This window comes from Burkholderia semiarida, from assembly GCF_029268935.1.
Lineage (GTDB): Bacteria > Pseudomonadota > Gammaproteobacteria > Burkholderiales > Burkholderiaceae > Burkholderia > Burkholderia semiarida.
In genome coordinates this window covers 687333-700996 of the sequence record NZ_JAHLCL010000001.1, presented here as the reverse complement: position 1 = coordinate 700996, position 13664 = coordinate 687333, and the positions used below count along the sequence as shown (strand labels likewise).

At 63.4% G+C, this 13664-nt stretch carries 13 protein-coding genes; 12 read left to right on the top strand and 1 reads right to left on the bottom strand.

The features are described from left to right. Nucleotides 1–11: 11 nt before the first annotated feature. Entirely contained in the window at nucleotides 12–398 is a 387-nt protein-coding gene (locus KPB06_RS03185) for a hypothetical protein (RefSeq protein ID WP_275920377.1), read from the bottom strand. A 263-nt stretch (nucleotides 399–661) separates the two neighbouring features. On the opposite strand from KPB06_RS03185, the gene KPB06_RS03180 reads away from it, so the two are divergent. The 12 genes from KPB06_RS03180 (at nucleotide 662) to KPB06_RS03125 (ending at nucleotide 13425) form a co-directional block, all read left to right on the top strand. Continuing rightward, nucleotides 662–1288 (top strand): phospholipase D family nuclease, encoded by a 627-nt coding sequence (locus KPB06_RS03180; RefSeq protein ID WP_275920376.1) that lies wholly within the window; start codon nucleotides 662–664, stop codon nucleotides 1286–1288. A gap of 33 nt (nucleotides 1289–1321) precedes the next feature. After that, nucleotides 1322–1582, top strand: a complete 261-nt coding sequence (locus tag KPB06_RS03175) for a hypothetical protein (RefSeq protein ID WP_027811093.1) — start codon at nucleotides 1322–1324, stop codon at nucleotides 1580–1582. A gap of 14 nt (nucleotides 1583–1596) precedes the next feature. Beyond that, the gene (locus KPB06_RS03170) at nucleotides 1597–3576 is read left to right on the top strand and encodes a zeta toxin family protein (protein WP_275920375.1); all 1980 of its coding nucleotides are present in this window, start codon (nucleotides 1597–1599) and stop codon (nucleotides 3574–3576) included. A gap of 8 nt (nucleotides 3577–3584) precedes the next feature. Then, on the top strand, nucleotides 3585–4001 hold the full coding sequence (locus KPB06_RS03165) for a hypothetical protein (protein WP_275920374.1): 417 nt from the start codon (nucleotides 3585–3587) through the stop codon (nucleotides 3999–4001). 55 nt (nucleotides 4002–4056) lie between these two features. Further along, nucleotides 4057–4455, top strand: a complete 399-nt coding sequence (gene bamE / locus KPB06_RS03160; protein WP_275920373.1) for an outer membrane protein assembly factor BamE domain-containing protein — start codon at nucleotides 4057–4059, stop codon at nucleotides 4453–4455. A gap of 126 nt (nucleotides 4456–4581) precedes the next feature. Next, a complete protein-coding gene (locus tag KPB06_RS03155) occupies nucleotides 4582–5091 on the top strand; it encodes a hypothetical protein (protein WP_275920372.1) in 510 nt (169 codons plus the stop codon). 50 nt (nucleotides 5092–5141) lie between these two features. Further along, nucleotides 5142–5615, top strand: a complete 474-nt coding sequence (locus tag KPB06_RS03150; protein ID WP_175810088.1) for a hypothetical protein — start codon at nucleotides 5142–5144, stop codon at nucleotides 5613–5615. Continuing rightward, nucleotides 5612–6094, top strand: coding sequence for a protein-disulfide reductase DsbD N-terminal domain-containing protein (locus KPB06_RS03145; protein ID WP_275920371.1), 483 nt, complete (start codon nucleotides 5612–5614; stop codon nucleotides 6092–6094). Before KPB06_RS03150 ends, KPB06_RS03145 begins: the two co-directional genes overlap by 4 nt. A gap of 379 nt (nucleotides 6095–6473) precedes the next feature. Further along, on the top strand, nucleotides 6474–11042 hold the full coding sequence (locus tag KPB06_RS03140; protein WP_275920370.1) for a beta strand repeat-containing protein: 4569 nt from the start codon (nucleotides 6474–6476) through the stop codon (nucleotides 11040–11042). A gap of 14 nt (nucleotides 11043–11056) precedes the next feature. Next, nucleotides 11057–11725, top strand: coding sequence for a hypothetical protein (locus KPB06_RS03135; protein ID WP_275920369.1), 669 nt, complete (start codon nucleotides 11057–11059; stop codon nucleotides 11723–11725). A 29-nt stretch (nucleotides 11726–11754) separates the two neighbouring features. Next, nucleotides 11755–11967: a hypothetical protein gene (locus tag KPB06_RS03130; protein ID WP_275920368.1), complete on the top strand. Its 213-nt coding sequence runs from the start codon at nucleotides 11755–11757 to the stop codon at nucleotides 11965–11967. A gap of 15 nt (nucleotides 11968–11982) precedes the next feature. After that, nucleotides 11983–13425, top strand: coding sequence for a DUF1173 domain-containing protein (locus KPB06_RS03125; protein ID WP_275920367.1), 1443 nt, complete (start codon nucleotides 11983–11985; stop codon nucleotides 13423–13425). Nucleotides 13426–13664 lie beyond the last annotated feature (239 nt).

The following is a 13664-nucleotide window of genomic DNA, read 5'->3' as shown; positions in this document are numbered from 1 at the left end:
AGAACTCACTGTCACCAATTTCGGAGAGAATCATTCGGCCCGTGGTAGGACTGCTTCCAGCTATTGGTGTACTCGTCGACAAAGCTACGCGACATAGCGAAATTATCGTCATATCCACCGCCCGACCTGTCGGTAATGGCGAGGTGTCCGACTTTCGCAGCGATACCGATTTCTGCGAACACGCCGAATATGCAGGAAGAGAGAGCGCCAAACGCCAAAATGGTAAAGGGCAGCTGCATTACCGTAATCACGATGGCCGCAACCAGGAGCGTGGTCAGGTAGCCCCACATGATTTTCCGGTAAATCAATCGGCCACTGCGCGAGGCGATAAACGATGTGAAAACCGAGAAAATCGCTGCTGCCATTATCGCCATGAAATTCGCAAGCACATAGTCCATGATGAGCGCCCCCGTACGCAATTAGTATCGACGTTACGCCTGATTTCTCGTACTGGCAAGTTAATCCTTGATGACGTAATTCGTCGTGGTGTCAATTCATTTGCGTCTTTAATTAGCGCGATCTCGACGGTGAGTCGAGTGCGTCTGGTCGCGCTCACGTTTTCTGCCCTGCTTCTTGCTGCTTGCGCCTCGGTGCACAGCGACGACGCCTGCGCCCGCTCCTATTCAGCGGATGGCCACGCCTCCCACGTCGGGAGGTCGGCATGAAGTTTCTCCTCTTCCTCGCGATCACGGCCGGTGTCGGCTACTACGTGCTGCATGACGGGCCGACGCCGGATCTCGGCAATTTGTCGTCGTCCGTTGGGCATTTTGCGAGCTCTCTGAAGCACCCAGCCGACAACGCCTCACATTCTGAAAGCGCAGGCTCTGGCGGCCACGCCTCCGTCCAATTCGCGACTTCACCCGACGGCCAGGCCGAGGCGCTCGCGCTGAGCGTGATCGACAGCGCGCAGTCGGAGCTCGACGTCGCCGCTTACGAGCTCACCAATCGTCGCATCGTTACCCATCTGATCGAGCGCGCCCGCGCTGGTGTCCAGGTCCGTGTCGTCCTCGACCGCTCCCAGCTTGACGGCCGCGGCTCGAAGCTCGCGGATCTCGTCGCGGCCGGAATACCGGTTCGCATCGACATGGCCGTACCGCTCATGCACGACAAGTTCATCGTCGCTGATAGCGATACGACCCAGACAGGCTCGATGAACTACACGCAGGCCGGTGCCAATCACAACGCTGAAAACGTCCTCGTCATCTGGCATCACGCCACGGTCGCCGCAGCCGTGCGCGCCGCGTGGGCGCGCCTATGGAATGAATCGAAGCCTTACCCAGGTGTTTGACCCCGCAATCACGCGCGTAAGCCGAACTTTTTAATGGAGAACACGATGCCTCATGTCGATTTCGAAGTCGCCTGCCAGACGATCGGGCAGCTGATCGCCCACTATGTCGCCGTCATCGCTGAAGAGGAGTCGCGCAGCGAGCCGGATGCGGAGTGCATCGCTATAGCCGACGCGGAACGCAAGACTCTGGTTGCCGCTCGCGATGCGCTGCATCCGGATGATGCGGCTGCGATCGCTCGTGCGCTGGACATCTACGGCCTGCGTGTCCGTCGCTTGAACATCGGTCACGCCTGATTCCGGAGCCCATCATGGACACTATTCCGGATGTCGTGATGCAGCGCGCGTATGCGCGAGTGGAGCGCGAGGCGATTGACGGCAGCCGCGAGCAAGCCGAGCCGAAGGCGATCCTCATCGGTGGCCAACCCGGTGCCGGCAAGACGGCCATTGCGCGTCAGGCGATGGGCGAACTCAACGAGCGCGGTGGTGCCGTTTTGATCGACGCCGATCGCATGAGGGAGAACCTGCCGCAGTACAGCCGGCTTCTTCGCGAGGATCCGCAACATGCAGCCGACCTGACGCATGCCGATGCTGGCCGGTGGGCGGGCCGGCTAACCACGGCCGCATCCGACGTGCGCCGTGATCTTGTGGTCGACGGCACGATGCGTAACCCCGATAGCCTGCGCAATCTGGCGCGGCGGCTCAAGGACCGCGGTTACACGCTGGAGGTTCGGGGCGTGGCCATGCCAGCGGACGTGTCGCTTACGCGTGCGCAGATGCGTACCGAGCGCGAAATCGCGACGACGGGCGTGGGACGGGTGGTCAATCGCGAGCAGCACGACCAGGCGTATGCCGGCATGGTGGAAACGGTCGCATTGCTCGAGCGTGAGAAGGCAGTGGATCGAATTCTGGTCGTCGATCGGCATCACCGTGAGATATACCGCAACGAACTGCATCAGGGTGAATGGCGCGAGCCGCAAGCGGCCGCGGCGTCGATCGTGCATGAGCGCGAGCGTCCGATGACCCGCGACGAGATAGCCCATCACGTTCAAATGCTCGATGACATTCGTGACGCTCGTACAGGCCGAGGCGCGCCGGCGCCGGAAATTGCCGACATCTCGCTGCGTCGTGAGCAGGCGCTACGCGTCCCGGAGAGGGATGCGCAAGCACGGGTCAGCGGAGCGTCTGCGGATGCGCGGCCGGCACCGGAGCGCGGCTTGCGCGACGTCCTCCGGTCGATGACGCGTGACGTGCCGAACGTCGGTGGCCACTTCCCCGATCCGGTCGCCGAGGAAATCGCTGCGTCGCGCCATCTGCCCGCCCTCGAGGCCAGGCTTCGCTCGCACGGGATGACTCACCTGACACCGCTGGACGCCGGCGCGTCGTCGGTCGTGCTGGCGGCCGACGACAAGCATGTGGTGCGGCTCGGAACCGGCGATCTTGCCGTTCGGCCAAAAATTCCCGAGGTCTTGCAGCCGGTGGCGAGCGGCACCGAAGGCAATCTGCGATACCAAATCATGCCCCGCGCCGATATGCGAGGCGTGACATCGGCCGACGTCGCGCGCACGGCCGACGCGCTTCGTCAGCGCGGATACCACTGGAGCGATCAGGGCGTCGACAATCTGGGCATCGTGGACGGTCGTGTGGTCGTCGTCGATCCGGGTGGCATAGAGCCGGTACGCGAACGGGCCATTCTGCCGTCTGCACGCCAACCGGATCAGCCAAAGACGGAGGTCGAAGTCGATACGGCGCGCGCGCCGCGCCGGCGTACCGTTGACCACGCGCGCGACGCGGAGCGCGGCCGCGCGTTCGACACGCTGGGCCGTGACCAGGCGCTCGCCCTCTTCCCCGAGCTCGACGCGGCCTACCACCACCTCGAAACGCGGACCTCGATCAGCACGGTTCCCCACCGCGAAATCGAACGCGCCAACCTGTCCGAACAGATCCATCGGGGCCAGCTACCCGAGGGTGACGTGCCGGACGATGTTTCGCGCCGGGCGATCGGCCTGGCCGGCGATCACCACAACCTGATTCTGCGCGATGCGCAGCAGCTGGAGCGCCACTACCGCGGTGAGGTGCTCGCCAACTCGACGCACCACTCGCTGGTCAAGATCGGTCAGACCGTTGGCATCGTCTATCCGCGCGTTCGTCTGTCCCGCGACGTCGAGGTCGGCGAGCAGGTCGCCATTCAGTATTCGCCGGACAGCGCGCTGCACCAGGTCAAGGCGCGTGTTCAGGAAGCAGAACGCGCAGACCGATCACACGACCACCAGCTTTCGATCGAGCGATAGGGCCCGCCATGTCTATTTTCAATCGCCCCCGACGTGTGCGTCCCGTTCCGCATTTTACGCGGCTCTATCTGGCCGAACGTCGACACATTCGCCGTCGGCTGTGGGCCAGTCCGAGACTGCTGCGTATCGAAGCCGATTGGGCGACGCGTTACGTCGTGCAGTGGCTCGCGCTGTGCTGGTTGGCATGGGCACCGGCGTTGTTGCTCTGGGGGCGGCTGATCTCCAACGGATTCCACCTCGACTACCCGATCGTCGTCGAGCCGCGCGCTTCGCTGCCGATGTACGTGTTCGCCGGCCTCGGCGCTTCGTTGTTCTACGCGTGGTGGCGACCGTACATCAGCTACGTCGAGCTGCAGGTCAGGCGCCACATGGACGACTGGTATCGCACTGTATGTGAAGCGGAGCGATCCGGCCGCCTGTATTAGGCCAGCAACGAATCACCGCCTTTTTTTGACTGTTGATCACACCGAGAGGAAGACCATGAAATTCACGAAGAACACGCTCCTGATCGTCGCCTTGTCGGCCACTTCGTTACTTGTCGGTTGCGCCACCACCGGCAACGAGCACCTCGAATCCGTGACGCAATCAACCGTTCAGGCCCAAATCCAGCAGGGCAAGAGCACGAAGCAGGACGTTCAGGATGCTTTCGGTTCACCGAACAAGACCACATTCACCGATTCGGGTCTCGAGATCTGGACATACGAGCTGGCGCACGCCACGCCGCACGCTATCAACTTCGTCCCGATCGTCGGTGCGTTTGCACATGGCGCTGACGTGCGGAAGAAGACGTTGACAGTGCTGTTCGACGACAGCGGGGTCGTCAAGAAATACACGTTTGCCGAGACCACCGACGTGGCCAAGGGAGGCATCGGCCAGTAGCGCCTGCCTGATCGCAATTTAGTGGCGGGAAGGTGCTGTTCCTTACCTTGCGCCTTCCCTTTGACGCCAGCCGGCTTGCCGGCTGGTCTTTTTCCCCGATCTCGCGTTTCTGTAGAGGCACCCGCAATGAATCGATATCGCGCATCCTCCATCGAGCGCCGGCGAGCTGCAGCCTCGATCACCTGGCCAGAAGGCACGTTGATCCTGACCAATCCGGATCCCTCTGCCCAACGCATGCTGAAGGGCGCGGCGGTCGCGCTTGCGGCGGCGGCTTGCCTGCTTTCCATCACCGGCACAAACGGGCCCTTGCAGTCCTGGGCTCGCTCGCGCGAGTACCTCGACATGCGACCTGCGATGGAGGCCGCGCTGAAAGGCGGAAATCGTTCCGCCGGTACATGGCTTGCCGTTCATTTCAATCGCGACTATCCGGGCTTGCTCCAGGCCGAGTCGGACGCTGGCGAACCGACAGCGATGTACCTGGTTGCTCGCATGCACCTGCAAAAGCACGCGGGTTTCGGCCACACCACGGCGGCGACCGATACTGATCAGGAAAGCGGCATGCAACTCATGCGTCGAGCCGCGGCGGCAGGCAGTCAGGACGCCCTGCGCTTTTTGGTCAGTGGGCATGCGAACTGAACACCACGATGGAATTGGACAAATACGCGGCATGTAAAGGAGAAAGCCGTATGCATACGCGTCCCCTTCAACCCCCGGTTCATCGTCGACATGTGCGAATCATGCTCGGCGTGTTGGCGGTCGTTACCTGGTTACTGATTGCGCCTATTGCTTACCTTGATGCGCTCGGATTCTGGAATAGCACGGAGCCCGTGTTCATCGCCGCGTTTGTTACGGCGCTACTGTTCTTGCCGGCTGTACGTTCGACGTGCACTCGACGTGGAACGTGGAGCGCACTACGTCGCGCGCAGCGCGGTTTGCACCGTTTCGGCATGTGTGTCTATCTCATTTGCATGCTCTTGATGATCGTGATCGTCGGGAACTTCGATTCGCCGGCGGCCGGGTTGGCGGAATCGGCTTTCGACTTGTGTTTCGACGGAATGGTAGCCGGCGCAACGTTGTACCTCTGGAGCCTACTGGCGCTGCCGGTCTTGCACGGTCTCGCCCGCACTGAATCGGCGTGGAAGCAGCGAGGTGCGCGATGACCGGTCGAACTCGCGTTCTGCGCGGCTTCGTCGTGGCCGTGTTGGTGGCGTTGCTTGCGTGGATCGTTGGCGGTGTCCTCGCTCGCCAGGCACACGCGCAGGGGTTTCTGTCGCCGGAGCAAGCGTTCCGCGTTCGCATGACCGAAGAACGTGGCGCTGTCGTCCTCCATTTTGCGATCGCCGACGGTTACCGACTTTACGGCGACCGCTTCCGGGTCGCGAGTGATGACGGCCGCGCGCACCTCGGTGCAATTCAGCACGGCGCCGGCAAGGTCGTCGCTGATCCGAGCGCTGGGCGTCCGGTTGAGGTGTTCGAGCGGGAAGTGACGTTACGTGTGCCGGTCAATGCTCGCGAGATGTTCGGCCTCACGGTGACCTATCAAGGCTGTGCAATCAACCAGATCTGCTATCCGCCGATGCAGCGGACCTTTCCGGTGATTGCTGCTGCACTGCTGTCGCAGTCGGAGGCGTCGCAATGACGGCCGTCCTTTCTCCCTTCTCGCGTGTCCAGTACGCCTATGCGGTCTGTACGACAGACCCCGGATCGCCAGAGTGGTTCAGCCACCTCCATGCCGCTCGGCACCACGCGATAGCACTCGCTCGTGCGTGTGTTGGCGTCCACGGTGGGGAATTCCCTCCGCTGACTGCCGATATCCGATGCTGCGCGACGCCTTCGAGGGTGCCGTGCTTGAGCTTCACCAAAGGCAGCGCCGTCAGATCGATGGCGATGTTGCCGAAAGAAACCCCCTCTGTTCCCGGAATCTTGGCGGAGGACAGGAACAGAGGGCTCCAGGTCCTGCGCGAGCGCAGGCGTAAACGTCCCGTAGACCGGGCACTCGTTGTTAAGCGGGGATTGTAATGAAATTTTCGAAACGCCCTACACCAAGCGGTTTATCGATCGCGATCGCCGCGGCGATCGCATCGATGGCTGGTCCAGTGCATGCTCAGGCGTCCGGAGACGGTGCGCTTTCAGATGGGAATGGTGCCGTTGCCTCTGGCGATTATTCCGTTGCGATCGGCACGGCGGTTGCCTCTGCCGGGCCGCGCTCGTTGAGCTTTGGTTACGCGTCGACGGCGGCCGGAGCCGATTCGATCGTGCTCGGGACGTCCAGCGCCGCGCAGACGAATGCGGTAGCGGTCGGCAATACGACGGCGGCCGGTACGAATGCAACGGCAATGGGTTCCGCCGCCACTGCCGCGGGCAATGGTTCCGTCGCGATCGGAACCGGCGCCGTCGCGAACAATTCGCAGGATGTCGCAATCGGATCGGGATCCACGACCGGCGCCGCGCACCCGCTTAGTAGCTTCGGTATTGCTGGTGAGAACTACTCGGTGGCGGGATCAACGTCCAACGGGGTGGTGAGTTTCGGTGCGCCGCAAAGTCCGAGGCAACTGACTAATGTTGCCGCCGGCGCCGTTAGTGCAACAAGTCTCGACGCCGTCAACGGATCCGAGCTCTATCACATGGGACAGGCAGTTGGGAGTCTCTCAACGTCGACGAGTCAGTCCGTGACGTCGCTGTCGACTGCGACCGCCAACAATGCCACAGGAGTTGCCGCCGTCTCTTCCGGACTCGCTACGCTGTCAACCACCGCCTCACAATCTTTGTCGTCGCTATCGACGGGGCTCTCGAGCAACACGGCCAACGTCACGAGCCTGTCGAGCAGTGCAGCCTCAAGCGTAGGTTCGCTCTCAACCAGCGTGGCCGGCGCCGGTACGGCGTTGGCCAGCTTGTCGACCGGTATTGCGCAGTCAGCCACGTCGCTGTCAACGGGCCTGGCAAGCAACACGGCCAGCATCACGAGTCTGTCGAGCAGTACGGCATCAGGCTTTGGTTCGCTCTCAACTGGGCTGTCCGACGTCGGCACGACGGTCGCGAGCTTGTCGACGAGCACGGCTGCAGGGTTCTCGTCACTATCGTCGTCGACCGCTCAAACGGTCAGCAGCCTGTCAACCGGCGCGGCCAGTGCGATCGGTTCGTTATCGACCGGGACCGCACAGGCTGTCACGTCGCTGTCGACGGGCCTTGCCAGCAACACGGCCGGCATCACGAGCCTGTCGAGCAGCTCGGCATCGGGCTTTGGATCGCTCTCAACCGGACTGTCCGTTATCGGCACGACGGTCACGAGCTTGTCCACGAACACCGCTGCCGGGTTCGTGTCGCTCTCGACGTCGACCGCACAAACGATCGGAAGTCTGTCGACGGGCACGGCCAGCGCGATTGCGACGTTGTCGACTACGACAAGCCGATCGATCTCGTCTCTTTCGACTGGCCTGGCTGGCGACGGCGCGACACTCTCGGCAATGCAGTCCGCTTTGGCTGCAGGGACCGTTGGTCTGGTTCAGCAAACAGGCGGTGCCGGCACGGGCGCGATCACAATCGGCGCCAGTACCGGCGGTACGGTGCTCAACGTCGCCGGCAACGCGGGCGCGCGGCAGGTCAAGGGTGTGGCCGCAGGCACAGACGCTACCGATGCGGTCGACCTGCAGCAGCTGCAGAGCGTGGCGGCTCAGGCAGGCGCAATCGGCTCGAGCGCGGTTGTCTACGACGATGTGTCCCACACGCGCATCACCTTTGGTGCGGTGGGTGTGCCAGTCACTTTGACTAACCTCGCGGACGGCTCCGTGAACGCCGGCAGCACGGACGCGGTCAACGGCCGGCAACTCTATGCCGCGCAGCAGGCGACGAATGCCAACAGTGGTGCGATCGCCGCATTGTCTACTTCAACGCAGGCGGTCACGTCGTCGCTTTCGACGGGCGCGGTTAATAGTGCGGCCTTGTTCGGAAGCTTTTCATCCAGCACGGCTGCTACTTTCTCGCTCCTGTCGACTGGCTTGTCCTCGACCAACGAAAGTGTGTCGTCTCTCACGTCGAGCCTGGTGGCCGGAACCGTCGGGTTGGTCCAGCAGACCGGCGGGACCGGCAGTGGCCCGATCATGGTCGCGGCCAACACCGGCGGTACGGCCCTCGACGTGGCTGGCACATCTGGACCGCGTCAGGTCAAGGGCGTTGCCGCCGGCATCGACGGCACCGATGCGGTCAACCTGCAGCAGCTGCAGAGCGTGGCAGGCCAGACGGGCGTAATCGGCGCGAGCGCAGTTAGCTATGACGACGCGTCGCATACCCGCGTCACGCTCGGTGCATCAGGTTCGCCCGTGAGCCTGACCAACCTCACGGACGCCTCGTTGAACGCGAGCAGCACCGACGCTGTGACGGGGCGGCAGCTCTATGCCACCCAGCAGGCGACGAACGCAAACGTCGGCGCGATCGCGGCTCTGTCCACGTCAACGCTGGCGGCAGCGTCCTCGCTTTCCACGGGCATCGCCAGCAACGTCGTATCGATCGAGAGCCTGTCGACCAGCACGACCACGGCGCTTTCTTCCCTCTCGACGGGCGTCTCCCATGGCCTGGCGTCGCTGTCGACCGGCTTGTCCTCGGCCAACGCCGGCGTATCAGCCCTCGCGTCCAGTCTTGCGATCGGGACAGTCGGGCTGGTTCAGCAGTCCGGCGGTGCCGGCAACGGCACGATTACGATCGGCGCCAGCACCGGCGGCACCGCGCTCGACGTCGGCGGAACTGCGGGCGCACGGCAGATCAAGGGCGTAGCCGCCGGCACGAGTGCCACCGACGCAGTCAACCTCCAGCAACTACAGGGCGTAACGGCGGCTGTGGGTGCCGTGGGCGCCGGCGCAGTCTCCTATGATGACCCGACGCATTCGCGCGTCACGCTCGGCGTCCCCGGCACAGGCTCGCCCGTCCTGCTCACCAACGTCGCAGACGCGACACTGACGGCCACCAGCACGGACGCCGTGTCTGGTCGGCAGCTTTACACCGCCAACCAGGCGATCAGCGCCAACGCGGTCTCGATCGCAATGCTGTCGACGTCAACCGGCCTCGCCGTGTCGTCGTTGTCCACCGGCGTCGCCAACGGCGGGGCGACGCTGGCCGCGCTGCAGTCGGGACTGGCGGCCGGGACGATTGGCCTGGTGCAGCAAGCCGGCGGTTCCAGCACGGGCACGATCACGATCGGCGCCAGCACCGGCGGTACGGCGGTTGACATCGCCGGCACTGCCGGCGCGCGCCAGGTCAAGGGCGTAGCTACCGGCACTGACGCCACCGATGCGGTCAACCTCCAGCAGCTGCAGGGCGTGGCATCTCAGGCCAGGGCGCTCGGCGCGAGCGCGGTCGCTTACGACGACGCCTCGCATACGCGGGTCACCTTCGGCACGGCAGGTGCGCCCGTCGCCCTGACCAACGTCGCTGATGCTGCCTTGACGGCGAACAGCACCGACGCGGTCTCGGGACGTCAACTCTATGCGACGAACCAGAGCGTCTCCGCCCTGGCTGGCCAGCTCGCTACGGGTACCGTCGGACTCGTGCAACAACGCGGCGGCTCGAGTGCCGGCGCGATTACGATCGGTGCCGGCACAGGCGGCACCAACATCGACGTCAGCGGCCTGGGTGGCGCGCGCCGCGTCTCTGGTGTGGCAGCGGGTGTGAACGTCACCGACGCGGTCAATGTCGGCCAGTTGAACCAGGTTATCGGTACGGTCAATACGATCGCCGGTAACGCACTGTCTTACGACGATCCCACGAAGCTCAGCGTGACGCTTGGAGGGCTCGGAGCCGGGGCGGCCGTCACCATCCATAACTTGGCGCCCGGCGCGTTATCAGCAACCAGCACGGATGCGGTCAACGGGGCTCAGCTCTTTGCCACGAACGCGAACGTCGCCGCCAATACCAGCGCGATTGATGCACTTTCTGCCCGACTTGGCGCGATCCTTCCGTCGAGGTTCAGCCAGAGCCTCCCCGAGCCGGGCCAGGGCAGCCTCAAATATGCCGCGTTCAACAGCACCGGCGCCGGTTCAGTCGCAACCGGTGCGGATGCGACGGCTATCGGCAGCAATGCGGCAGCCACCGGTGATCGCAGTGTTGCACTCGGTGTGGGTGCCGTTGCCCAAGGCAGCGGCTCGATCGCGGTCGGCAGCGGTGCGAGCACAACTGGCGCCAATGCCGTGGCGCTGGGCGCCGGCTCGGTGGCCGATCGCGACGATTCGGTGTCGATCGGCAACTCGGCGACAGGTACGACGCGAACACTGGCCAATGTCTCGGCCGGAACGGCCCCGACCGATGCCGTCAACATCCAGCAACTGAACGACTCGGTGACGAACCTGAGCAACCGCATCGAACACGACCGACGTGACGCCAATGGCGGCATCGCCGCGGCTGTCGCGATCGCCAGTCTGCCCCAGGCGCCGGCGCCGGGAAAGAGCATGGTGGCCATCGGGGGCGGGACGTACGGCGGGCAGTCCGCCATGGCGCTCGGCATTTCAACGTATGCCGGCCACTGGATTCTGAAGGCAAACGGCTCGACCGATACGCGCGGCACCGTGGCCGCCGGTGTAGGTGCGGGATTCGTCTGGTAAGCATGGAGATCACCATGAATTCGAAACTTCCTGCTGGACCGGACGTGGTGACAGGCATCGGTCTGCGCAATCCTGAGGTGCCGATTGCTTTCGAGCGCGCGCTGCAGGCTCGGGTCGACTACGCGATGGCGATCTGCACGACCGATGAGGGATCCGAAGCGCGGAACGCACTCCTGAAACGGGCACGCTATGGGGCGAGCGATCTCTGCCGAGATCTTGTCCTGGTCGGTGCCGACGATCTCGGTTGTTCGCCGTTGCTCGCCGACGTGCCCGTGTTGCGAGACACATTCGAAAGTGCCGTCGAGTGGGCGCAGGTCGACCAGGCCAACGCCGAGGCTGAACTGGCGGAGGCCTTGGCTGAAGCCGAGAACGAGCTGGCGCGAGAGAAGGCGGCCGACGAGCGACGTGCCAACACGAAGGCGGCAATCGAAGCCGGCGATTGGCCGGCGTTGGATCTCCCAACGCCCGACGCCTTCGTGCAGGCGCTGGCCGCGGGCAAATCGGTCGACGTCGACGGGCACTGTTTCGACTTCGTCAGCGGCGAAGGTCTGTGGTGTACGAATCCGTATGGCGTCGATGCCTATTTCGGAGACGCCATACCGTCGGTCACCTACGCCCGTGAACTGCTCGGTGCGATTGCGCTCGGCACCGTATTCGGCGACGTCCCGCCTGACAGCGATTGAGCCACCCCATCCCCATACCGGAGCTTCCCATGCCCGATCAGGTGTTTCGAAGTGGCAAACCCGTGACAGCACACAGCATCGTGTCGGCCGCGATCGCTGGCGACATGACGGCCGACGAGGCCGTGGAACTCGTCCAGTTGCTGATTGAGGCCCGCGCGCGCGGCCTAGATGTCCGAGAGGCCGATCCCCGCTCTGCCAAAGCGCCCTTGAGGAGCTCGGCCAAGCGCTCAGCCGCCGTTTAAACCAGGAGATCTGGCATGCAGAACTTTGAATTAGACGGGTTGGAATACGAGGCGGGAAGCAATAGTTTCCTCGCGAAACTGCCAGCTGCGCACGAGGCAAAGACACGTCCGCTCTGCCTGTGCTCGACCCCACCGATTCCGATGTACATCGCACGTTTCGAGGGGCGGTATCAGGTCAAGCGTATGCCCGGTACCGGCGCGAAGCACAAGCTCGGCTGCGACTCGTACGAAACCCCGCCCGGCCTGAGCGGTTACGGCGATGTAGAGGGGGCGGCCATCGTCGAGGATCCGGAATCCGGAGAGGTCACCCTCAAGTTCGGTTTCGCGTTGGCGAAAGGTGCCTCGCGGGAGATGCCGGAGTCCTCTGGCGACGAGCCTGACAGCATCAAGACGGATGGCAAGAAGCTGACCTTGCGGGGTTTGCTGCACTACCTCTGGGAACAGGCCGGCCTGAATCGCTGGTCGCCGGCCATGGCCGGCAAGCGGAACTGGTCTGTGGTCCGCAAATATCTGCTGTTGGCCGTCGCGGGCAAGAATGCGAAGAAGATGAGCCTCGAGGACATGCTGTACGTCCCTGAGATGTTCGTCGGCGACCAGAAGGACCGCATCGCCCAGCGACGCACCGAGCATCTCGCCCGGATTTCTGTTTCCGAATCCGGGAAGCCGCACTTCGTGTTGGTGATCGGTGAGCTCAAGGAAATCGCGACCGCTCGCTTTGGCTTCAAGCTGGTCATCAAGCATCTACCCGACTATGGCCTGATGGTCGACGAGAAGACCAAGAAGCGGATCGAGAAGGTCTTCGCGTCCGAGCTCGAGATCTGGGCGGCAACGGAAGGCACCCACCTCATGGTCATCGCCACCGCGAGCCTGTCAGCGGCCGGTATCGCCACCGTCCAGGAGGTGTCGATGATGCTGACCAACGAATCGTGGATCCCGTTCGAATCGCTCGCCGATAACGCGCTTCTGAAGGCCTTGGCCACCCGTCGTTACCAGAAGTGCCTGCGCTACAACCAGACCGCTAAGCATCCAATCGCCACGGCGTTGTTGACCGACGCCGAGCGCGGTACGGCGCTCTATGTTGTGCCGGCCGACGTGTCGTCCGGCTACCAGTCCGAGCTAGACACGCTTATCGCGGAGTCGGAACTGGATTCATGGATCTGGCGGCCGGGGACCGAAGTGATGCCCCCGCTTCCCCTGACCGCCTTCGACGCGGCGCGGAAGGCCCAACGGCAACCGCGGCCGCTCGCATCGGCAGCGGCCACCAATGCCCTAGCGGTACCGGGCTCCGCGATTGCGCGCGAGTTCGAAAACAGAACGCGCACGGTGGTTAAGGCGCCCGAAACGGAATCGGATCCGACTCCGCTGTTCGCCGAACCACCGGTCGTCGATGAGCCGCCCCCGAGTTTCGATGATCAACCGCCCTATACCGATGAGGATCGACCGGCGAATTGGTTGTGAGTGCAACTGGTCATGGAATCGCCTAGTTCCGCTGGACTGAAAGCGATTCTTTTGGAATGTTGTGTAGCGCTAACGAATACGGAGGACTGGATAGGCCAGTCAAAAAAAACGCCCCGATTGCACTCGGGGCGCGACCAAGATGACGTACGACAGGACCTTCGGCGTCGCAGGCGTCAAACCAGAAAGTTCGGATTCTAGAACAGAAGCGTGCCCTGTCAAGCGTCATCTATGTGACAGCA

What these genes read in the sequence shown, in the direction of transcription:
- KPB06_RS03145 (WP_275920371.1), top strand. Translation starts at nt 5,612, where the DNA reads ATGACCGGTCGAACTCGCGTTCTGCGCGGCTTCGTCGTGGCCGTGTTG.
- KPB06_RS03170 (WP_275920375.1), top strand. Translation starts at nt 1,597, where the DNA reads ATGGACACTATTCCGGATGTCGTGATGCAGCGCGCGTATGCGCGAGTG.
- KPB06_RS03155 (WP_275920372.1), top strand. Translation starts at nt 4,582, where the DNA reads ATGAATCGATATCGCGCATCCTCCATCGAGCGCCGGCGAGCTGCAGCC.
- KPB06_RS03185 (WP_275920377.1), bottom strand. Translation starts at nt 398, where the DNA reads ATGGACTATGTGCTTGCGAATTTCATGGCGATAATGGCAGCAGCGATT.
- KPB06_RS03165 (WP_275920374.1), top strand. Translation starts at nt 3,585, where the DNA reads ATGTCTATTTTCAATCGCCCCCGACGTGTGCGTCCCGTTCCGCATTTT.
- KPB06_RS03180 (WP_275920376.1), top strand. Translation starts at nt 662, where the DNA reads ATGAAGTTTCTCCTCTTCCTCGCGATCACGGCCGGTGTCGGCTACTAC.
- KPB06_RS03135 (WP_275920369.1), top strand. Translation starts at nt 11,057, where the DNA reads ATGAATTCGAAACTTCCTGCTGGACCGGACGTGGTGACAGGCATCGGT.
- KPB06_RS03175 (WP_027811093.1), top strand. Translation starts at nt 1,322, where the DNA reads ATGGAGAACACGATGCCTCATGTCGATTTCGAAGTCGCCTGCCAGACG.
- KPB06_RS03140 (WP_275920370.1), top strand. Translation starts at nt 6,474, where the DNA reads ATGAAATTTTCGAAACGCCCTACACCAAGCGGTTTATCGATCGCGATC.
- KPB06_RS03130 (WP_275920368.1), top strand. Translation starts at nt 11,755, where the DNA reads ATGCCCGATCAGGTGTTTCGAAGTGGCAAACCCGTGACAGCACACAGC.
- KPB06_RS03150 (WP_175810088.1), top strand. Translation starts at nt 5,142, where the DNA reads ATGCATACGCGTCCCCTTCAACCCCCGGTTCATCGTCGACATGTGCGA.
- KPB06_RS03125 (WP_275920367.1), top strand. Translation starts at nt 11,983, where the DNA reads ATGCAGAACTTTGAATTAGACGGGTTGGAATACGAGGCGGGAAGCAAT.
- bamE (WP_275920373.1), top strand. Translation starts at nt 4,057, where the DNA reads ATGAAATTCACGAAGAACACGCTCCTGATCGTCGCCTTGTCGGCCACT.